The 20017-nt window shown below is 71.4% G+C and carries 17 protein-coding genes; 5 read left to right on the top strand and 12 right to left on the bottom strand.

The window, feature by feature from the left end; translation table 11 throughout:
• Complete coding sequence (locus tag ACFMQL_RS09745) at positions 1–189, bottom strand: hypothetical protein (RefSeq protein ID WP_378785310.1); 189 nt, start codon at positions 187–189, stop codon at positions 1–3.
• Positions 190–296: 107 nt separating this feature from the next.
• Here ACFMQL_RS09745 and ACFMQL_RS09740 point away from each other — a divergent pair, with 107 nt between their 5' ends.
• The gene (locus ACFMQL_RS09740) at positions 297–437 is read left to right on the top strand and encodes a DoxX family protein (protein ID WP_378785308.1); all 141 of its coding nucleotides are present in this window, start codon (positions 297–299) and stop codon (positions 435–437) included.
• On the opposite strand, the gene ACFMQL_RS09735 is transcribed toward ACFMQL_RS09740, so the two are convergent.
• Complete coding sequence (locus ACFMQL_RS09735) at positions 434–2860, bottom strand: FtsX-like permease family protein (protein ID WP_378785306.1); 2427 nt, start codon at positions 2858–2860, stop codon at positions 434–436. The two genes, ACFMQL_RS09740 and ACFMQL_RS09735, sit on opposite strands and share 4 nt — an antisense overlap.
• 80 nt (positions 2861–2940) lie before the next feature.
• Here ACFMQL_RS09735 and ACFMQL_RS09730 point away from each other — a divergent pair, with 80 nt between their 5' ends.
• Positions 2941–3399 carry a nuclear transport factor 2 family protein gene (locus ACFMQL_RS09730; RefSeq protein WP_378785304.1) on the top strand — a complete coding sequence of 153 codons (459 nt, stop codon included), beginning with the start codon at positions 2941–2943 and terminating at the stop codon, positions 3397–3399.
• Here ACFMQL_RS09730 and ACFMQL_RS09725 read toward each other — a convergent pair.
• The 4 genes from ACFMQL_RS09725 to ACFMQL_RS09710 form a co-directional block, all read right to left on the bottom strand.
• Positions 3315–4247: an ankyrin repeat domain-containing protein gene (locus ACFMQL_RS09725; RefSeq protein ID WP_378785302.1), complete on the bottom strand. Its 933-nt coding sequence runs from the start codon at positions 4245–4247 to the stop codon at positions 3315–3317. The genes ACFMQL_RS09730 and ACFMQL_RS09725 overlap by 85 nt on opposite strands.
• A gap of 228 nt (positions 4248–4475) precedes the next feature.
• Positions 4476–6305 carry a rhamnogalacturonan lyase gene (locus ACFMQL_RS09720; protein WP_378785301.1) on the bottom strand — a complete coding sequence of 610 codons (1830 nt, stop codon included), beginning with the start codon at positions 6303–6305 and terminating at the stop codon, positions 4476–4478.
• Between the two features lie 210 nt (positions 6306–6515).
• Positions 6516–6992 carry a GNAT family N-acetyltransferase gene (locus ACFMQL_RS09715; protein WP_364069548.1) on the bottom strand — a complete coding sequence of 159 codons (477 nt, stop codon included), beginning with the start codon at positions 6990–6992 and terminating at the stop codon, positions 6516–6518.
• Positions 6993–7037: 45 nt separating this feature from the next.
• The gene (locus ACFMQL_RS09710) at positions 7038–7895 is read right to left on the bottom strand and encodes a hypothetical protein (protein WP_378785298.1); all 858 of its coding nucleotides are present in this window, start codon (positions 7893–7895) and stop codon (positions 7038–7040) included.
• Positions 7896–8055: 160 nt separating this feature from the next.
• On the opposite strand from ACFMQL_RS09710, the gene pip reads away from it, so the two are divergent.
• A complete protein-coding gene (pip, locus tag ACFMQL_RS09705; protein WP_364069552.1) occupies positions 8056–9006 on the top strand; it encodes a prolyl aminopeptidase in 951 nt (316 codons plus the stop codon).
• A gap of 179 nt (positions 9007–9185) precedes the next feature.
• On the opposite strand, the gene ACFMQL_RS09700 is transcribed toward pip, so the two are convergent.
• From ACFMQL_RS09700 to ACFMQL_RS09680, 5 genes are all read right to left on the bottom strand, one after another.
• Complete coding sequence (locus ACFMQL_RS09700; RefSeq protein WP_364069553.1) at positions 9186–10364, bottom strand: Cmx/CmrA family chloramphenicol efflux MFS transporter; 1179 nt, start codon at positions 10362–10364, stop codon at positions 9186–9188.
• 401 nt (positions 10365–10765) lie between these two features.
• Positions 10766–11554 carry an alpha/beta fold hydrolase gene (locus ACFMQL_RS09695; protein WP_364069555.1) on the bottom strand — a complete coding sequence of 263 codons (789 nt, stop codon included), beginning with the start codon at positions 11552–11554 and terminating at the stop codon, positions 10766–10768.
• A 405-nt stretch (positions 11555–11959) separates the two neighbouring features.
• Positions 11960–12895, bottom strand: a complete 936-nt coding sequence (locus ACFMQL_RS09690) for a DUF5996 family protein (protein ID WP_364069557.1) — start codon at positions 12893–12895, stop codon at positions 11960–11962.
• 83 nt (positions 12896–12978) lie between these two features.
• Positions 12979–14172 (bottom strand): hypothetical protein, encoded by a 1194-nt coding sequence (locus ACFMQL_RS09685; RefSeq protein ID WP_364069559.1) that lies wholly within the window; start codon positions 14170–14172, stop codon positions 12979–12981.
• Positions 14173–14284: 112 nt separating this feature from the next.
• Positions 14285–15820: a dolichyl-phosphate-mannose--protein mannosyltransferase gene (locus ACFMQL_RS09680; RefSeq protein WP_378785294.1), complete on the bottom strand. Its 1536-nt coding sequence runs from the start codon at positions 15818–15820 to the stop codon at positions 14285–14287.
• Between the two features lie 174 nt (positions 15821–15994).
• Between ACFMQL_RS09680 and rsmI the strand changes: the two genes are divergently transcribed.
• Together rsmI and ACFMQL_RS09670 are read left to right on the top strand one after the other, a co-directional pair.
• Positions 15995–16843: a 16S rRNA (cytidine(1402)-2'-O)-methyltransferase gene (rsmI, locus tag ACFMQL_RS09675; RefSeq protein ID WP_364069563.1), complete on the top strand. Its 849-nt coding sequence runs from the start codon at positions 15995–15997 to the stop codon at positions 16841–16843.
• A 99-nt stretch (positions 16844–16942) separates the two neighbouring features.
• A complete protein-coding gene (locus tag ACFMQL_RS09670; protein ID WP_378785293.1) occupies positions 16943–18526 on the top strand; it encodes a dolichyl-phosphate-mannose--protein mannosyltransferase in 1584 nt (527 codons plus the stop codon).
• Here ACFMQL_RS09670 and ACFMQL_RS09665 read toward each other — a convergent pair.
• The gene (locus ACFMQL_RS09665; protein WP_364069567.1) at positions 18453–19940 is read right to left on the bottom strand and encodes a hypothetical protein; all 1488 of its coding nucleotides are present in this window, start codon (positions 19938–19940) and stop codon (positions 18453–18455) included. The two genes, ACFMQL_RS09670 and ACFMQL_RS09665, sit on opposite strands and share 74 nt — an antisense overlap.
• Positions 19941–20017 lie beyond the last annotated feature (77 nt).

Below are 20017 nucleotides of genomic sequence, written 5' to 3'. Positions count from 1 at the left end.
TCATCCGGCGCCCGAGGCGACCCGGCAGCTCGCGAGCCGCGCGCGGCGGCGGGTCAGGGGCAGGGGCGCCGCCGCCGCGCCGGTCACCGTCCAGGGGTCGGAGCCGGTCGCCAAGGGCGCGATGGCGGCGATGCGGCGGGCCTGGTTCACCGGCGTCGCGCTCATCGGCGGCCAGGCCGGGCTGGTCATGGCTCCTCAGGGGCGGCTGCGGGTGGCCGCTCACGTTCGCGATCGAGGACGGTCTCATCACGGGCATCGACGTCATCGCCGAGCCCGATCGGCTGGGAGGGCTCGACGTGATCGGCGTGCCGGCCGGGATCGGTCTGGTGGTGTACTTCATCGGGGCCGTGATGACCGTGCTGCGGGCCCGGTCGCACAAGACCGTGATCTTCCCGGTCCTCTACCTCGTCCCCGCCGCCGCGACGCTCGTCGTCTAACCGCCGAGATCGACCGGCAGGTCTCCCGCGTACGGCGACAGGTCGACCGCTGGCCCCAGCACGTACGGCAGCAGCACGCCCAGCCCCAGCCCGGCCACGGCGGTGACGAGCACCACGGGCAGGACCTCCAGCACGGTCAGCCGCCGCGCCTGCCGGTCCGACAGCCCCAGCGTGCGCAGGAACGACACCGCCCTGGCCCGCTCCGGCGCGCCGACGAGCAGCGCCAGGACGACGGCGATCAGCACGTACGCCGCCAGCGCGGCCGTCACCACCACGAACGACCGGCGGACCGCGCTCGTCAGCGGATCGTCCCTGATGGCGGCCAGCTCCGAGTCCTGGGACGTGACGGTGCCCGAAGGGACCAGGCGGGCCAGCTCGGACAGAGCGGCGTTCCCGTCGATGAGCAGCGTGTTCACGGCGGGACGGAGCTGCACGCCGATGGGCACGACCAGGGAACGGCCCTCGTCGAAGAAGCCGGGCACGGACTCGACGACGCCGCGCACGGGCAGCTTCAGCCGGGACTGCCAGCCGATCTCCAGCGTGTCCCGGCCCCGGAGGGCCGGTGAGACGAGCACCCCGTCGGTCAGGGCGGGCAGTCCGACCGGGGCGTCGTGCAGGATGCGCCGCCACTGGGCGACGTCCACGGCGATGGCCTGGGCACGCTCGCCGCCGTACCCGATCTGCACCTCGCCGGTCTGCGCGAGCACCACCTCACGCACCCCTGGGGTTGTACGGACGCGCTCGATCGCGTCCTGGGGGATCTCGATGTCAGAGGTGATCTTGATGGGTGCGCCGGTGCGCTGCCAGGACGCCAGCCACTGCGTACGGGCGACATCGTCGGAGACCACCGCCGCGAACACCGACACCCCCAGCGCGGGCAGCAGGATCAGCACCGGCAGCACCCCGGCGGGACGCGCCCTCGCCGCCCTGGTCAGCCCCAGGAACGGCACCGCCGCCCGGCTCCGCGCGACCAACCGGACGGCCAGCCGCAGCGGATACGGGTAGCAGCGCAGCAGGACCAGCGCCACCGCCACCGTCAGCGCGACCGGCATCACCAGCAGGAACGGATCCTGCCCCGTGGCCTCGCCCAGCCCGCGGGCCCGCAGCAGGTACGCCCCCGCCAGCGCCAGCACCACGACCAGCACCTCCAGCGTCACGCGCCGGGCGGTCGGGCGGGCGGCGACCAGGTCGTCACGCCGTTCGCGCAGCGGCAGGCGGTGTACGAACGCCGGGCGCAGTGCGGCGTACCCGATGGCCGCGAGCACCACGAGCGGCGGCCCGGCGTGCACGATCGGCGGCACGGGGCCCGGCACGAGGAAGGACAGCGCGTACCCGGCCGCGGCGGCGGGCACCACCGCGATCCCCGTCAGCGCGGCGGGCACGGCGACCACCTGCCGCAGCGCGCCGCCTCGCGCCCGCACCAGCGCCAGCGTGCCTTCGAGCCGCTCGGCCAGGAGGTGGACGGCCAGCACGATCACGCCCGCCGCGACCGCGAGGAGGCCGCCGAGCACCAGGTACATCACGGTCTGCGCGGTGGACAGCGCGGCGAGGAAGTCGCGCAGCAGCTTGGGCAGGCCGGTCTGGAGATGGACCAGCCCATTCGACCGCAGGCCCACGGCGCGGCCGAAGCCGGCGACCGCCGTCCGCATGTCGGTCACGGCCGACGCGGCGGCGGCCTCCGCGTTCACCGGCAGGACCCAGCGGTAGGTCAGGAAGCGTCCATCGCCGCTCAGCGCGCTCAGCCCGGCGTCGGAGATCAGCGCGGTGACGTGCTTCTCCAGCGGGCGCAGGCTCCGTACGCGCAGGACGTCCACATTGTGCGACCAGTAGCGGTCGCCGGGGTCCCTGGCGCGGAAGACGCCGACGATCTTCGCGGCGGCGCAGTCGCTCTCACCGATGACCTTCGTCTGGCCCAGTCGCAGGTCCATCTCCTTCAGGGCCTCCTCGACGACCCCCACCTCGAACACGGGGATCGTGCGGCCCTCGTACCGCATCGCCGACGGCGCGCCGGGCGGCCGCCCCGCGACCCAGGTCACGCGCCGGTCGGCGTCGGAGAGCCAGCCCAGGTTCAGGTAGGCGTGGCCGCTCGTGCCGGTGATCGGCGTGAGGTGCGTCTTGGCGCTCATGTGGCCGCCGGACACCAGCCGGCGCAGCGGCGCGGGCAGGGCCTCGCGCCAGAGGCGGTCGCGGGCGGCGAACTCGCGGCGTTCGTGCAGGTCGTGCTCGCGGGCCCGGACCTCCTGGGCCACTGTCAGGTCGGCCAGCTCGGCGGGCGCGGCGGTCAGCTTGCGGTGCAGCGCCTCGTCGTACGACGCCTGCAAGGCCCTGGGCAGGCCCGCGACGAGCAGGCACGCGCTGGACGTCAGCACGAGGAGCACGATCATCATGGCTCTGTGCTCCCGCGCGAGTAACCAGATCCGCACCGCTCCTCCCGACGGCCGAGCCGTTGATCGCCATTCTCGTCCAGGGATGTCGAGAACGCCCGGACCGCTCCGACCTTTCCATGACTCATACCGAACGCCAAGGAGCGGACTTCGGCCACTTCCACCTGACCGGCAAGGACGCCTACGACAAGGCCATCGACGGCCCGCCCGAGTTCATCGACCCGCCCCACCTGGAGGTGGTGCGCGTGGTCGAGCAGGGCGACGTCGTCATGACGGAGCTCAGGGGGACGGTGCGGCGCGCGTCGGGCGGCGAGATGCGCATGTCGAACGCGGAGGTGTTCGTCATGCGAGACGGCAAGATCGCCGAACGCCGCGCCTGGGTCATCGAACTGGAGGAGAACGACTACCGCCGAGGAGCGCCGGAACACGGCCGACCCAGGGCCGGGGCCGGGCCCGCCACCCGGCCCCTACGCGGGCAGACGCACCGGGGCCGTCAGTCTTCTGGGAACGCGTACCACTCGGCGGTCTCGGCGGTGAGGGAGTCGGCGTCGGCAGGGCGAAGGCCCGCTCCCGCGTAGCAGTAGGGCACCGGTGCGCCCTGGTAGAGGTAGGTCGCGAGGATCTCCTCGGCCGAGGATTCCGGCTCGACATAGCCGCCGCCTGGATGTGTGTCCCAGGCGACGACGCTGCCGTCGCGGGCCACGGCACCCTGGTCGCCGCTCTTGGGGTTGGCGAACATGGCGTAGCAGACGGTGCCGGCCGACAGGCGCTCGATGACGTCCGGGTCGGAGGCGTGGTAGCCCCACGGCTGGACGACGACGCAGCCGCCCGGCACGTCGGAGAGGCGGACGAGGTATTCGTACTCCTCGGCCCAGGGGTCTTCCCAGACCTCCTCCAGGTCGATGTCGGCCGGCTCGAGGCCCAGGCGCCGGACCGCCTCAGCGGCGGTGATGCCGCCCACGCAGGCGATGCTGGCTCCGTCGTCGAGCTGCGGCTCCAGCGTGTCGAGGAGCCACCGCGCCTCCGCGATGGCGGCGGTCTCGGCGGGGGTCAGTGAGAGGCCTGTCGGCCCGAACAGGTCAGGGGTGCGGGTGATCAGGGCGAGCCGCGCGGGGGACCAGCCGTTCATCATCGGACGTAACGGGTCCGCCCCCGCGGCGACGAGGGCGCGGGCGTTGTCGGGGCGGTCGTGGAAGACGGCCGTCCATAACGCGGTGCGGCCTTCGTGTTCGGCGTCGACGTCGCCGACGCGCCGGGCCAGCTCGGCGACCACTTCGGGCGAACCGTCCTCGGCCGCCATGTGAAGGGGACGTTCGAAGGAGAACACTCCCTGCTCCGGATCGGCGCCCGCGTCGAGACGGGATCGGACGAGGGCGAGGTCCTGCCAGTCGACGCCGTGCCAGCCTGGTCCGTGGGCGGTGGTCATGAGCGCTCCTTGAGAGGTGTACGGGGTCTGTCGGAGGCCGATCATGGCGTACGGGACCGACAAAATGGCCCGCCCTCGAGGTGTGGCCGTGGTCTTCTTCCTGGGCATCCGCCCCCGCGTGACCTCCCTGGCCGCACTCGGCGTCCTGCTCCTCGCCTGAGACGGCTGAGGGTGGCACCGGTACGCGCCGGTGCCACCCGTTAGAGAGTCATGCCACCCGTTAGAGAGTCAGCGGACGTAGATGTCGGGGCGGGGCGGGGTGGGCATGCGGTCGCCGAGGAAGAAGCCGGTGTGCGGAGGCTGGTTGTACGCGGTGTTCTGCCAGGCCACGGAGACGCGGTAGAGCGGGTCGTGCATCAGCGTGTAGATGCGCCGGTCCGTGGGCGTGGGGGTGGAGTAGATGCGCAGGGCGCGGTTGTCGGAGGTGGGCCAGATGACCTCCTCGCGCCAGTCGCCGAGGATGTCGGCCGACAGCGACGGGGTGGCCTTGGTGCCGTTGTTGGAGTGGACGCCGGAGGCGGTCAGCAGGCGGGTGTCGCCGTCGGTGCCGTACTTGTCGACGTGGGTCTGGTCGAGCAGCTCGCGTACGGGGTCGCCGTCCCACCAGATGAGGAAGTTGATCGAGGACGGCTTGCGGCCGGCGTTGTTGCCGGTGACGCTGCGCAGGTTGCCGTCGGCGGCCGACCAGAATTCACTGGCCACCCTGACCGTCGAGATGTCGCCCGCGACGCCGCGCCCGTTGTCGGAGCCGGACGAGGTGGACCACAGGATCTGGCCGTTGCGCGGGTCGATGTAGAGTGAGCCGGGCTGCGAGGTGGACTCGCTGACCTTGAAGTACTCCAGGCCGGACCTGGCCGGGTCGAAGTCGCCGAGGTGCTGGGCGTCGCCGTGGCCGGTGCGGGTGGACCACATGCCGGCGCCGTTGTCGTCCACGGCCATGGCGCCGTACACGATCTCGTCGCGGCCGTCCTGGTCGATGTCGCCGACGGACAGGCTGTGGCTGCCCTGGCCGGCGTACTGGGAGCCGGAGTTGTTGCTGTCGAACGTCCAGCGCTTGGTGAGCGAGCCGTTGCGGAAGTCCCAGGCGGCGATGACGCTGCGGGTGTAGTAGCCGCGCGCCATGATCAGCGACGGGCGCGCGCCGTCCAGGTACGCGGTCCCGGCGAGGAACCGGTCCACCCGGTTGCCGTAGTTGTCGCCCCAGGAGGAGACGTTGCCGCGCGGCGGGTCGTAGTCGACGGTGGACATCGCGGCGCCGGTCTCGCCGTTGAACATGGTGAGGTACTCGGGGCCGGACAGGATGTAGCCGCTGGAGTTGCGGTAGTCGGCGCTCGCGTTGCCGATGACGGTGCCGCGGCCGTCCCTGGTGCCGTCGGCGGTCTTCATGGCGACCTCGGCCTTGCCGTCGCCGTCGTAGTCGTAGACCTGGAACTGGGTGTAGTGGGCGCCGGCGCGGATGTTGCGGCCCAGGTCGATACGCCACAGGCGGGTGCCGTCGAGGCGGTAGGCGTCGATGAAGACGTTGCCGGTGTAGCCGGACTGGGAGTTGTCCTTGGCGTTGGACGGGTCCCACTTGAGCACGATCTCGTACCGGCCGTCGCCGTCGAGGTCGCCGACGGAGGCGTCGTTGGCGCTGTAGGTGTAGGAGACGCCGTCGGGGGTGGTGCCGCCGGACGGCGGCTGGATCGGTACGTCGAGGTAGGAGCCGCCGGTGAAGCGGATCGAGGCGGGTGAGGCGGGCTGCTCGGTGCCGCCGACGACGGCCCGCACGGTGTAGGAGGCGTCGGCGGGGGCGCCGTTGTCGAGGTAGTTGGTGCCGCCGCTCAGCCCGGAGGCGATCCGGGTGGAGCCGCGGTAGAGGTTGAACGTGACGCCGTCGGGGTCGGTGCCGAGCAGCCGCCAGGAGACCAGGTTGCCGGACCCGGAGCGTACGCTGATCAGCCCCCGGTCGAGGTCCTCCATCTGCTTGGCGGAGGCGGCGTGCACGGGTGCGGGTGCGGTGGTGGCGGTGGCGGTCAGGGCGAGTACGGCGGCCGCGGCGGCCAGGCTTAAGCGCATGGTGGTGTCCTTTGCTCGTGGTAAGCGCTTTCCCAAGGGGCGAAAAGAAAGTTTCATGCGGTGGTACGGCGACGTGGTAGCGCTAACACAGCTGCGCCGACGCTGGGAGAGTGGGCTTGACCTGCGGAGACGGTCACGGAGACTCCTCATCTGAGCGGGGAACGGGTGGGGCGTGGTTCGCGCGTATTAAAACCACCGGCCGCCACCGGCTCAAGACCCGTTCTGCAACTCCCAGCGGATCTCGCCGTCCTGCATTCGCCCGCTCGGACGCAGCCCGGCTGCGGCGGCGACCGCCTGGGAGGCGGCGTGCTCGGGGTGGATGTGCGCGATCACCGTGTCCACCTCGTCAAGGAGCCGCCCGACCAGCGCTACGGCGGCCTCCTTGGCCAGGCCGCGGCCCTGCCACGGGGTGCCGACCACCCAGGCGACCTCGGCCGTACGGCCCTCGACGGTCGCCTGCACGTAACCGACCAGCCGGTCCTCCGCGCGCAGCCGCAGCACCCAGTTGCGCCAGCCGGCCGGACCCGCGGCCAGCCGCGCGTAGCGGGCGCGCAGCTCGAGCGCGGTCAGCGGGGAGCCGCCGGTGAACTCGTGCAGCGCCGGATCGGAGAGCACGCCGGCCATCTCGCCGGCGTGCTCGGGCAGCAGGGGCACGAGGGTGAGCCGGTCGGTGTCGATGGTCTCCATTTCCCCACCATAGGGAGAGATGTCGAACGTGGCAGTCCCTCCGGCTCAGAGCGCCAGCAGCTCGTCGAACACGCGGATGATGCCGAGCGAGTCCAGGACCGACACGGTGGTGGACGACTGCGACACCTGGTCCGGCTGGACGCAGAACAGCGGGCTGGCGAGCACCGTGTCGACCAGGCGCGGCACGCCGATCACGTCGAACAGGGTGTCCGACGTCTGCGCGGAAGCGGGCCTGGTGGTGGCGGGGCAGATCGGCTTGGTGGTGACGAGCGCCTCGAAGTACTGGGTGACGGGCGAGACTTCGGTCTCCTGCGTGCGGGCCTCGGGCTCCGCCGTACGCGGCGAGGCTCCCTGCGTACGCGGCTGCGCGCCCTGGAGCAGCGCGCTGCGGGCGCAGGCGATGGCCCGGTCGACGAGCGCTTCCAGCATGGATTCCACACGTGAGGAGGGCGTGGCGGGCTCTCCGGCCGCCGCAGGGCTCAGCGCCGGCGGCGGGGTCACGGTCGGTGACGGCGTGGCGGTGGGTGTGGGGAACGGCAGCGGCGGCAGGCTGGGCGAGGGGACCGGCGGCAGCGGCGTCGGCCCGGCTGCGGACAGCGGCACGGCCTCGCCGGCGGCAGCGGATTCGATCTCGCCGGCGGTAGCGGACTCGATCGCGTCGCCCGGCGCGAAGAAGCCCGCGAGCGAGGTGCCGGCGACGATCGACTCCATGAGGCCCCGGACGTCGTCGGTGGTCACGGTCCCGCTCAGCGGCGGTGGCGGCGACACGTTGACCTTGACGCCGTCGATGTCGCTGCACTGTGCGCGGGTGACGGCCGGGTCGTCCTCCGCGTGCGCCGTCGCGGCGGGCGCGAGCAGCGCGGCGGACGTGGCGGTCAGCACGGCGATAGCCTGCCTGTACATGTTGCTCCCCAAGAGTGATGATCGGCTATTCGTTGCGATCATTACCCTTAGTGGCGGTTCGATTACTCCATAGTTGGATCTAGCCCTCTTTACCGGTGATCGGGGACATCGCCGTACCGATATATTCGGACGTTCCCGAAACCAGAGAAAGGAGCCTCCCTTGCATCCCCCGATCGAGCCGTACGACCACGGCCTGCTCGACACCGGCGACGGCAACCGCATCTACTGGGAGACCTGCGGCAACCCGGACGGCAAGCCCGTGCTGGTCGTGCACGGCGGGCCCGGATCGGGGTGCTCGACCGGCGCGCGCCGCAGGTTCGACCCTGAGCTGTTCCGTACGGTCCTGTTCGACCAGCGCAACTGTGGCCGCAGCCTGCCGCACGCCGCCGACCACGACACCGACCTGACCAACAACACCACCCACCACCTCATCGCCGACATGGAGCGGCTGCGCGAGCACCTCGGCATCGACAAGTGGCTGCTGTACGGGGGTTCGTGGGGATCGACGCTGATCCTCGCGTACGCCGAGACCTATCCCGAGCGCGTCTCGGAGATCATCATCACCGGCGTCACCATGACCCGCCGCTCCGAGACCGACTGGCTCTACCGGGGCGTCGGCCGCTTCTTCCCTGAGGCGTGGGAGCGGTTCCGGCAGGGCGTGCCGCCGGAGGACCGCGACGGCGACCTCGTGAGCGCCTACGCGCGGCTGCTCAACGACCCCGACCCGAAGGTCCGCGAGCGCGCCGCCATCGACTGGGTCACCTGGGAAGACGCCGTGATCTCGATGGAGGTCAACGGCGCGCCCGGCGCCTACAGCGGCCGCCCGCCGCGCGACGTGATGGCCCTGACCAGGATCTGCTCGCACTACTTCGCCAACGGCGCCTGGCTTGAGGAGGGCGTGCTGCTGCGCAACGCCCACCGGCTGGCCGGCATCCCCGGCGCGCTCATCCACGGCCGCCTCGACCTGAGCAGCCCGGTCCAGACGGCCTGGGAGCTGGTCCAGGTCTGGCCGGACGCCGAGCTGACCGTCATCGGGGACGCGGGACACACCGGTAGCGGGGCGTTCAAGCAGGCGGTGGACGCCGCCATCGAGCGCTTCACGCCCCGCTGACCCCCGTCAGAGCGGCGGCCCCAGCGTGAAGTAGCGGTCGATCAGCGCGGCGTCCCCGCGCCCGGCCAGCCCGACATGTCGGGCGCCGCCTCGGTGTGGGCGACCTCGGTGATGTCGGGAGGGTCCTTGCGGCCTTCCCTGATGACGACGGCCACCGTGCGGTGCCTCTTGCATGATCCTCACTCTGCCCGGGCGGGCAGGTGGGTCGGCACCTGGGTTCGCGGCCGGCTGAGGAACGGGCGGGTGGCGGCGGCGATGAGCAGCGCCAGCGCCACCAGCCCGGCGCTCACCCACAGCGGCGCGCGGAAGCCGAGCCCCGCGTCCATCGCCAGGCCGCCCATCCAGGGGCCGAGCACCGCGCCGACGTTGAGCGCCGCCGTGGCGAAGCCCCCGGCCAGCGTGGGCGCGCCGGTGGCGGCGTACAGGACCTGGGAGATGAGCGTCGAGCCGACCGCGAACGACAGCGTCCCCTGGACGAAGACCAGCGCCACCGCCGGCCACGGCGCCCCGGCCACCAGGCCGAAGACCGCCCATCCCGCGCCCAGCGCGAGCCCGCCGGGCACCAGCAGCGCCATGGGACGCGTGTCGGCGAGCCGCCCGCTGATCGTCACCCCGGCGAACGAGCCGAGCCCGAACAGCGCGAGCAAGCCGGGCAGCCACGCCTGGCCGATCCCGGTGACGCCGGTGAGCAGCGGCGCGAGGTAGGTGAACGTGCTGAACGTGGCCCCGTTCACCAGCGCGGCCAGCAGCAGGAGCAGCAGCAGGCGGGGCCGGCGCAGGGCCCGCGCCTCACCGCGTACGGTGCCGCCGGGAGCGCCGCCCGGCACCGACCGCAGCACCGCGACGATCGCCGGCACCAGCGCCAGCGCGACGGCCCAGAAGGCCGAGCGCCACCCCCACAGCCCGCCGAGCGCGGCGCCGCCGGGCACTCCCGCCACGCAGGCGATCGTGACCCCGCTGAGCAGGATCGACGTGGCCCGCCCCTTGGCGTGCGGCGGGGCGAGCGCGACCGCGGTGGCCATGGCCACCGCCAGGAACCCGGCGTTGGCCAGCGCCGCCACCACGCGCGTGCCGAGCAGCACCGCGTAATCGGTGGTGACCGCGCCGACCACGTGGGCCAGCAGGAACGCGATCAGGAAGGACAGCAGCGCGGTCCTTCTGGACCAGCGCAGGCTCAGCGCCGCCGCGAGCGGCGCCCCCGCCACCATCCCGGCGGCGAAGGCCGAGGTGAGCAGCCCGGCGGCGGGAATGGACACGCCCAGCTCGCGGGCGATGCCGGGCACCAGCCCGGCCAGCATGAACTCGGACGTTCCCTGGGCGAAGACCGCCAGCCCGAGCAGGTAGATGACGAAAGGCATGAGAAACTCCGCGACCCCGATCGTGGATCGGCACAGGCAGGGCGCGCGGGAGCCCGGCTCCCGGCGCGCGGTGGACGGCCCAGGGGAGCGCCCTGGGCGAGGACCTGTGTCGCCGGTGGTCCGGAAGGCTGTACGCGTACTCGCGCTCGCGCTCGCGCTCGTGCTCGTGCGCGGAATCCGGCTCGGAAACGAGGCTCGGTGAGCACGGCTCGATGAGCGAGGCTCAGGCGAGCCCGACGTCGCGAGACGGGGAGATCACCCCATGCCGGAGCGGCCCCTCACCTGGAGGGGGCGATGCGGAGCAGCCACCGGACGACCGGTGGCCGGCGTCTTGACGCTTCGGGGCTGTTCACGTGCCGCAACCTAGCAACGCCGGGCCGCGGCTGTCGAATCATTTGCGCTCAACTGAGCGGGTGCCGGGCCAGGAACTCCAGCACCATCGGGCTCGCGACGTGCCGGAACTCCTCGAAGTACGCGTGCCGCGCGCCCTCGATGAGCCGCAGCTCGGCGCCGGGGATGCGCTCGGCGATCAGCGGCGCGTTGGCGGCCGGGTTGAAGACGTCGTCGGTGCCGTGGACGACGAGGGTGGGCGCGGTGATGCGGGGGAGTGCGTCCCAGGCGTCGTGCTCGGCGCTGGCGGCCAGGTGGCGGCGGCGGGCGTGGGCGGGCATGCCGGGGTCGCCGGTCGTATGGTACGGGCCGGGATGCTCGGCCAGCCAGGCGGGGGTGTACATGAGCTCAAGGAGGGCCCGCTCGGCGGCGGCGCGGTCGCGCTGGGCGAGCGATCTGCGGACCTCGTTGCCGCGCTCGACGCCGTGGGCGCCGCCGGGCGAAGTACAGCCGAGCACCAGCGCCCCGACCCTGCCGGGGTGGTCGGCGGCCAGCCACTGGGCGACCCGCCCGCCCATCGAGGTGCCGTACACGTGGGCGCGTTCCACGCCGGCGTCGTCGAGCACGGACACCACGTCGGCGGCGAACCCGCGCGTGGTGTAGGGCTCGTCCGGCTTGTCGCTTGCGCCGGTGCCGCGCCAGTCGAGCGTGATCGTCGTGTACGCGGCGTCGAAGTCGTCGCGTACGGAGTCCCACCAGCGATGCTCGTTGGCCTGACCTTGGAGCAGCACGAGCGGCTGACCATGGCCGCGGACCTGGTAGGACAGCTTCACCCCGTCGGGTGTCGTCGCGTATGGCACGCCTTCGATAGTGCCCGACGCCACATCTCGAAGAAAATTCGGGGGATGCTGTCCGGTACGCGCCTCCCGCTCCGACGCCTTGCGCGCCCGCCCCCGGCAGCGCTGCCTGCGCGGCCGGGCGGCGAGGCTCCCGGCGCAGGAATGTCCGGCGGGAAAAGACCGCTATGTCAGGGTCTGTCGAGGTGGACTTCTGAAATCTTCCGGCGTGCCAGGGAATGGAGGAGCCCCGGGTGTGGTTACATACAGCGTGGCCGGTGTGTCCAGTGTCCCCGGGCCTCACCTATTGCCTTCGCGGAATACCGTTCGGCTGGAGCCGCGTTGTGCCTTTCGCCGAGAGGCGACCTGCACACCGGTACGCATACGTCGGGCGCCCGCCCTCCTCGGAGGGCGGGCGCTCACGTGTGTTCAGGCCTCCGGCTCGTGGTAGGGGTCGGTGACGCCGCCGGGGGAGGCCAGCGCCGCCGTGTCGAGCCCGGTCAGCCGGGCGCCCGCCTGGTAGGCGCTCTCCAGGAACTCCAGCACGGTTCCCACGGGGTCGTCCATGACCCGTACGTCGTCATACCGCAGGACCGCCAGGTGGCTGCCGCGCGCCGGGATCCACTCGGCCCTGGCGGGCCGCAGCGGCTCGCGGGCCAGCCCCTCGGGCTCCGGCGCGGTGTAGGAGTAGAACGCCGGCCAGGGGCGCTCCTTGTCGCCGAACCAGAATCCCGAGCTGATCACCTCCCAGCTATAGGCCTCCCGCGTGACCGGGTCGGCCTCGGGCGAGACCTTGACGACCCGCCCGGTGAACCTGGTCACCGCGATGTCGAAGGTGTGCCAGAAGTGGTGCACCGGGCTGGTCTTGCCGGCGAACTCGGCGGCGAACCGGTCGAGGAGCTGCGCGACCTGCGACAGGATCCGCCAGTAGCGGTTGATGAGCGCCGGGTCGTAGCGGGCGTGCAGCGTGTCCTCGGCGAACGGCGTGTCGTCGCCCAGGTCGAACGGCACCGGCCGGATCTCCGGCCGGATGCCCAGCCCGGCCAGGGTGTCGAAGAGCCGCTGGTAGAAGGAGGCCACGCTCCGCCCGATCAGGCTGAACTCGGCGCTGCGGCCGTCGGAGACGTCGATCACCAGGCGGTGGCGTACGAGGTCGAAGTCGACGCAGAACAGCGGCTGCTCGCCGAGCCCGCCCATGGGCCGGGTGGTGAGCCCGCGGCCGGTCAGGTGGAACGGCACCTGCCACCAGTGGTTGCGCCGGTTGCTCGATGCCAGCCTGATCTTCCCCACGATCTGCGCGAACCTGTGAAAGGTCTCCTTGGCCTCGGTCCATTCCGCCAGCGGCATGGCCGGGAACAGCTCCATGACGGTCCCCCTCCGACATAGGGCATTTCCCGACAATCGTAACTACCGGGAGTATTCGCCCGTATGCCTGGGGTGTCGGGCCGTCACCCGGAGCTGACGTATTTCCTCGGCCGCAGCGCGTGGGCCCGCAGTGCCGCCAGCGCCGCGAGCTGGCCTGGACGGTCCATCCGCACCGCCAGCTCGTCGCTGAACGCCAGCCCCAGCGCCGTGAGCTGTGCCACCAGGTCCGTCACCGGACCCCTGACGTCGTCGACGCCGGTCGAGGGGTGCCAGCCCTCGCCGCCGACCACCTCGGCCACCCGCTCGATGAGCTTGGCCGGCGACATCAGCGTGCCGTCGGCGAGCAACATCAGCGCGGCCTCCCTGGCCGACACCTCGAACTCGTGCTCGCCCCTGGCCAGCAGCAGCCGGGTGACCGCCGTCCACATGGCCGACTTCGAGCGCAGCAGCCGCAGCCCGTAGTCGGTGATCGTGAGCTTGGCGCCGTCGCGGCGGATCGCGCCCAGCTCGCGCTCGGCCAGATCGCGCAGCCGCAGCGCCTCGGGCGACGGCGCGAGCCGCAGCGGCAGCGTCTCGCCGGACGCGGCCACCGACAGCAGCCGGTGCAGGGCCGGCAGCGGCTGCGGCGCGACGGGAGCGTGCAGCCGCACCTCGAACGGCTGCGCCAGCTCCCGCCTGGCCGGGCCGCGCCCCAGCACCCAGCGGTTGAGCCGCTCGCCGTGCACGCGGTTGAGCCAGCTGTCGCCGCCCAGCTCGGCGCGCGGCTCGGTGAGCCAGCGCCGGGTCAGCGCCGTGCGGTCGACGTCTTCGCCGGCCACGATGGCCAGCTCGAGCGCGGCGGAGCAGGCGATGTGGGCGCCCAGCTCCTCCGGCCCCATGATCATGCTCCACTGCAGCTCGGGCACGTCGGGCGGGAGCACGCCCGTGGCCTCGAGAGCCTGCTGATAGGCGCTGGTGCCGGCCTCCTCGCCCTCGGTGGCGTAGGTGCGCAGGATCTGCATCGTGGTGGGCGACACGCACAGATCGGCGTAACGGTCCATGCCGCCGAGCCGGAGCAGCTGCCCCAGCGAGCGTGCCAGCCGCTCGTGGTCGCCTCCCTGCGGGCCGACCTTGAGCGGCAACGTGTACCAGAGGAACTCGCAGACGTCGAGCTGGGTCACCGACTCCAGAGGCTCCCCGCCCGTCAGCCACTCGACGGCGGTCCTGGCCTCCTCGGCCATATCCGGTTGAGATCGCTCCAACTCGGCGAGAAGGGCGGTGACATCCGGTGCACTCATGCCTCGAAGTTTGCCGTATCGACCCCGGGCCTGACGATGACCGAAACCAGTGCGTATTGGGTCTTGCACAGCGACTACCTAAGAAATCCCTATCGAGCCGACTGTAAGATGATCATATCCACCGATTCTCGAAGAGCATGCGCGCCTTCCACTCCGTGTAGGTGATGAGCTCGCCCGTCAGCACAGGTTGCAGCCACCAGAAGTTGATCAGGGCGAGCAGCGCGAAGGCGCCGACCACGGCGGCCCCGACGGTGCGCCGCGTCGGCATGGCCCCGGTCGCCGTCGGCGTCGCGGGCCCGATGATCAGCCCCGCGCACAGCGTGATCGCCAGCACCATGAACGGCACCATGGGGATGGCGTAGAACAGGAACATCGTCCGGTTGTCGGCGATGGCGAAGTAGAACCACGGCAGCCAGCCCATCGCGTAGCTCAGCAGCACCGCCCCGGCCCGCCAGTCGCGCGAGGAGACGTACCAGGCGATGAGGGCCACCAGCGCGGCCACCGCGCCGAACCAGATCACCGGCGTGCCCACGCCGAGCACCGCCTCCGAGCAGTTGCCGGCGCCGCAACCGCCCTTCTTGCCCTCGTAGTAGAAGGCGACGGGACGCAGCAGCAGCGGCCACGACCACGGCTCCGACATGTAGTTGTGCGGCGTCTGCAGGCCGCTGTGGAAGGTGAAGACCTGCCACTGGTACTGGATCCACGACCGCATGGAGTCGACCAGGAAGAACAGCGGGTTGCCGGTCGAGGTGGCCTGGTCCCAGTTGCGGCCGTAGCCGGAGTCGGTGGCGAACCAGCCGATCCAGGTCAGCATGTACGTCACGAACGGCACCAGGCCGAACGCCAGCGTCGCCTGCGGCACGTCCTTGTTGAACGCCCCCACGTACGGCTGACGCAGCCCGAGCGCGCGGCGGGCGCCGTAGTCCCACGCGAGCGACATGGCGGCGAACGCCACCAGGAACGCCAGCCCCGACCACTTGACCGACATCGCGAAGGCCAGGCACACCCCGGCCGCGATCCGCCACCACCTGATGCCGAGCGACGGTCCCTGCGCGGTGATCGGCGACTGCTCGTACCAGGTGGCCAGGCGTTCCCGCGCCTGGTCGCGATCGACCACGAGGCAGGCGAACGCGGCGAGCACCCAGAACATCAGGAAGATGTCGAGCAGCGCCGTGCGCGAGAGCACGAAGTGCAGGCCGTCGAGCGCCAGCAGCAGGCCCGCGAAGCAGCCGAGCAGCGTCGAGCGGGTCATCCTGCGCGCCACCCTGGCCAGGACGAGGATCGACAGCGTGCCGATCAGCGCGGCGGCGAAGCGCCAGCCGAACGGGTTGAGCCCGAAGATCCACTCGCCGGCGCCGATCATCCACTTGCCGAGCGGCGGGTGCACCACGTACGAGGCGCACTTCTCCAGCTCCTGCGGGGCGCACGACTGGAAGATGTCGGTGTTGCCCGCCATGACGGCCTCGTCGGCCTTCTTGATCGTGACATGCTCGACGCCGTGGGTGATCAGCGAGTAGGCGTCCTTCATGTAGTACGTCTCGTCGAACACCACGGCATTGGGATGGCCGAGCTGCATGAAGCGCAGGATCCCGCCGAAGAGCGTCACCAACAGCGGGCCGATCCAGCCCCACAGCACGCTGCCGCGCATGGGAGGCACGAGACGATCACGTACGGAACGAGCGGGGGAAGGGTCTGCGTCCTTCATGTGCTCGTATCCCTGGTACGGAGAATCGGTCACCGCCATTCGGACATCGTACGGGCCCCAGAGCGGTGGTTACCCAAGAAACACGGTCTAATTGGGATGCCCTGTCACAATGGTCGGGTGACAGGAAACGGCAGGTTGGTGCTGGCAGGAGCGCCCATCGGTCAGGTGGGCGACGTCTCCCCGCGGCTGCGCGAGACGCTGGCGAGCGCCGACGTCATCGCGGCCGAGGACACCCGGCGGCTGCGCAGGCTCGCGGCCGACCTCGGGGTCGAGCTGACCGGCCGGGTTGTGTCCTACTACGACCAGAACGAGGCGGGCCGCGCGCAGGAGCTGATCGAGACGCTCAAGCAGGGCCGCACGGTCGTGGTGATCACCGACGCCGGCATGCCGGGAGTGTCCGACCCGGGCTACCGCCTCACCAGCCTGGCCGTCGAGGCGGGCGTGCCGGTCACCGCGCTGCCTGGTCCGAGCGCCGTCACCACCGCGCTCGCGGTGTCCGGCCTGGCCAGCGACCGGTTCTGCTTCGAGGGCTTCCCGCCGCGCAAGCCGGGTGACCGGGCTCGCAGGCTGGCCGGGCTGGCCACCGAGGAGCGCACGATGGTCTTCTTCGAGGCGCCGCACCGGCTCGCGAGCAGCCTTGCGGCGATGGCCGAGGCGTTCGGGCCCGGCCGCAGGGCCGCCGTGTGCCGGGAGCTGACCAAGACGTACGAGGAGGTCCGCAGGGGCGGGCTCGGCGAGCTGGCCGCGTGGGCGGAGGGCGGCGTCAAGGGCGAGATCACGATCGTGGTCGCCGGCCACGTGCCGGGCGAGGTCGAGCGCGACCCCGCCGAGCTGGTCGCGGAGGTGGAGCGCAGGGTCGCGGAGGGCGAGAAGCGCAACGCCGCCATCGCCGGCGTGGCCAAGGAGGCGGGCATGCCCAAACGTGAGCTGTACGACCTGGTGCACAGGGGGAGTCCCGCCTCCTAGGGCGGGCAAGGCCAGGGCGGGCAAGGCCAGGGTGCGCAAGGTCAGGGTGCGCAAGGTCAGGGTGCGCAAGGTCAGGGTGCGCAGACTAGGGTGCGCAGGGTGCGTCATCAGGGGTTATCACCGCGCCGGCTGGTCCCGCCGTTCCAGGAGGGCGCGCTCGCCGGCTGGCTGGGGCCGCTCGCGGTCGCCGTCTTCGGCGGCCTGCTCCGCTTCATCGGGCTCGGCGAGCCGAGAGCCGTCGTCTTCGACGAGACCTACTACGCCAAGGACGCCTACTCGCTGCTGGTCGAGGGCGTGGAGCGCAGCATGCTCGGCGACGCCAAGGACCCCATCGCCGACCGGCGGCTGCTCGCCGGCGACCTCGACATCTTCCGCCAGTGCGCCCAGCCCGAGGACTGCGCGTCCTTCGTGGCGCATCCACCGCTCGGCAAGTGGATGATCGCCGTCGGCGAATGGCTGTTCGGCATGAACCCGTTCGGCTGGCGCTTCGCGGCGGCCCTGGCCGGCACGCTGTCCATCCTGATCCTGGCCAGGGTGGCGCGCAGGATGACCCGTTCCACGCTGCTGGGCTGCCTGGCCGGGTTGCTGCTGGCGCTGGACGGCCTGCACTTCGTGCTCTCGCGCACGGCGCTGCTCGACGTCTTCCTGATGTTCTGGGTGCTGGCCGGGTTCGCCTGCCTGGTGGCCGACCGCGATCACGCGCGGACGCGGCTGGCCGGCCGGTACGCGCCGGAGCTGCTGCGCGGGCCCCGGCTCGGGTGGCGGCCGTGGCGGATCGCGGCCGGGGTGTGCCTGGGCGCCGCCTGCGCGGTCAAGTGGTCGGGGATCTTCTTCCTGCTGGCCTTCGCCGTGCTGTCGCTCATGTGGGACGCCGGTGCCAGGCGGGCGACGGGGGCGCGCGAGCCCTATCGCGGGGCTTTCGCCTACGACGCGCCGAGCGCGCTCGGGGCCTTCGCGCTCGCGCCCGCCCTGACGTACGTGGCCTCGTGGACCGGCTGGTTCGCCACCTCACGCGGCTGGGGGCGCAACTGGGACCAGGCCACCTCGGGCAACCCGGTGTTCTTCGTCGTCGACTCGGCCCGCTCGTGGCTGCACTATCACATGGAGGTCCTCGGCTTCCACAGCAACCTGCAGACGCCGCACCCGTACATGTCGGAGCCGTGGACGTGGCCGCTGCTGCTGCGGCCCGTCGCCTTCTACTACGAGGGCGACAAGGGCGGCTGCGGCGCCGCCGAGTGCTCGCAGGCCGTGATCGGCGTCGGCACCCCCGCGCTCTGGTACGGCTCGGCCATCGCCCTCATCGGCCTCATCGCGTGGTACGTCGCCACCCGCGACTGGCGGGCCGGGGCCGTGCTGCTCGCCTACGCCGCCGGCTGGCTGCCGTGGTTCTACTACGCGGTCGCCGACAACCGCACGATGTACCTGTTCTACATGGCGCCCGTGCTGCCGTTCATGGTGCTGGCCGTAACGCTCATGGCCGGGCTCGTGCTCGGCAAACGCACGGCCACGCCCACGAGACGGGCCGTCGGGGCCGCGGTCGTCGGCGCGTTCGCGCTCATCGTGCTCGTCAACTTCTGGTGGCTGTCGCCCGTGCTGAGCGCCGAGGCCATCACGCACGCACAGTACTGGGCTCGGATGCTGCTGTCCTCCTGGGTGACCACTTCGACCACCTCGGCCACGTGACACCCCGGCGCAGCGTGATCGCCGCGGCGATGCAGGCCAGCGGGACGGCGGGCAGCACGTAGCGGTAGTCGAACTCGGCCGTCGCCGCCGGCGCGAGCAGCAGGCCCATCGCGCCCAGCCACGGCAGCACCACCGGGCCGCCGAACTTGCGCCAGCGCACGACCACGCCGTACAGGCCGATGAGCAGGATGCCGCCGAGCATGATGCCGCGCAGGTAGAACACCTTCTGGTAGCCGCTCATGATGTCGGCCCACGGGTGCACGATGCGGGTCTCCGGCGGGCCCTGCTCGTAGGCGAACGCGTCGGTGTCGGTGCGGCCGCCCGCGTAGGAGGCCCACTTCGGCAGCCGCTTCGGCTGGCCGTTGCCGTCGATCTCGACGTACGGCTTGAACTGGTACATGTTGTACGTCGACTCGTCCGGGAAGCGCGGCCTGCCCCAGTGGAACGAGCGGAAGAAGTCGCGCGCCACCACCTTCAGATAGTCGCCCGGCTGCGACAGGATCGCCCGCGTGGCGAACGCGCTGGCCGCCTCGTTGGTGATCTCGCTCCACTTCTTGTTGGCGCCCCACCGGTGCAGCACCTCGCCGGTGCCGGTGCCGTCGCCGTTGCCCTGACCCCACAGATACCACTGCGCGTAGTCTTTGCGCTGGCTGACCGGGTCGTTGATGCACAGCAGCAGAAGCTGGACCTCTTTGTACTTGTCGATGTCCATCTTGTTGCAGTCGGCGAAGATCGCCGTGCGCATGTAAAGGATCAGCCCGTCGCTGTTGGTCATGGCGAATTTTCCGTGGACGGCGGCGAACCACCCCATGTACGCCATGACGGGCACCGCGCACGCCGTCACCACCGCCGTGATCGGCCGCCACCCCGTCCGCTTGACCAGCAGGTAGAGCACCACCAGCGCCAGGATCGGCAGGCCGATGGAACGGGTCAGCCAGGTGAGCGCCAGGAGCAGGCCGACGACCACGCCCGCCTTCCACGACAGCCGGCGTTTCCACAGCACCAGCGTGATCACGCCCACGACCAGCAGGGTGAACTGCGTGTCGGACATGATGAGCTGTTCGAGCTGGATCTGGTACGCGTCGAACAGCACCGGCGCGGCCGCCAGCGTGGCCCCCCACTTCGGCAGCCGGAACTTGATCCGCAGCAGCGCGTAGATCAGGCAGGCCGTGGCCAGTCCCATGAGGTGCTGGGTGAAGACCACCAGGGTGAAGCTGTGAAACGGCTTCAGCAGCATCAGCCAGAAGCTGTAGCCGTCGGGCCTGATGGGGTGCGGGCGCGGGTGCAGCGCCACCGAGACGTACTCGTACGAGTCGTTGAACCACATCGCCGGCCCGTAGCCGAGCATGGTGATGAGCCGCAGCACGGCACCGGCGCCGAAGGCCGCGGCGAACACCCGATGCCTGCGCAACATGGACAGCGCACGTGCTGCCCGACCAGGGGCGGAGTGGTCCACAGGGGTAATCTCCGCGACGCTCACCATGTTGTAAA

The sequence above is a fragment of the Nonomuraea fastidiosa genome, from assembly GCF_042751225.1.
Lineage (GTDB): Bacteria > Actinomycetota > Actinomycetes > Streptosporangiales > Streptosporangiaceae > Nonomuraea > Nonomuraea fastidiosa.
This window is presented reverse-complemented; position numbering and strand designations above follow the sequence as displayed.

Coding starts and splice junctions, on each gene's coding strand:
- ACFMQL_RS09680 (WP_378785294.1), bottom strand. CDS start 15,820: ATGCGCGGCAGCGTGCTGTGGGGCTGGATCGGCCCGCTGTTGGTGACG.
- ACFMQL_RS09730 (WP_378785304.1), top strand. CDS start 2,941: ATGACTCATACCGAACGCCAAGGAGCGGACTTCGGCCACTTCCACCTG.
- ACFMQL_RS09700 (WP_364069553.1), bottom strand. CDS start 10,364: ATGCCTTTCGTCATCTACCTGCTCGGGCTGGCGGTCTTCGCCCAGGGA.
- ACFMQL_RS09690 (WP_364069557.1), bottom strand. CDS start 12,895: ATGGAGCTGTTCCCGGCCATGCCGCTGGCGGAATGGACCGAGGCCAAG.
- ACFMQL_RS09685 (WP_364069559.1), bottom strand. CDS start 14,172: ATGAGTGCACCGGATGTCACCGCCCTTCTCGCCGAGTTGGAGCGATCT.
- ACFMQL_RS09715 (WP_364069548.1), bottom strand. CDS start 6,992: ATGGAGACCATCGACACCGACCGGCTCACCCTCGTGCCCCTGCTGCCC.
- ACFMQL_RS09710 (WP_378785298.1), bottom strand. CDS start 7,895: ATGTACAGGCAGGCTATCGCCGTGCTGACCGCCACGTCCGCCGCGCTG.
- ACFMQL_RS09745 (WP_378785310.1), bottom strand. CDS start 189: ATGACCAGCCCGGCCTGGCCGCCGATGAGCGCGACGCCGGTGAACCAG.
- ACFMQL_RS09720 (WP_378785301.1), bottom strand. CDS start 6,305: ATGCGCTTAAGCCTGGCCGCCGCGGCCGCCGTACTCGCCCTGACCGCC.
- ACFMQL_RS09665 (WP_364069567.1), bottom strand. CDS start 19,940: ATGTTGCGCAGGCATCGGGTGTTCGCCGCGGCCTTCGGCGCCGGTGCC.
- ACFMQL_RS09725 (WP_378785302.1), bottom strand. CDS start 4,247: ATGACCACCGCCCACGGACCAGGCTGGCACGGCGTCGACTGGCAGGAC.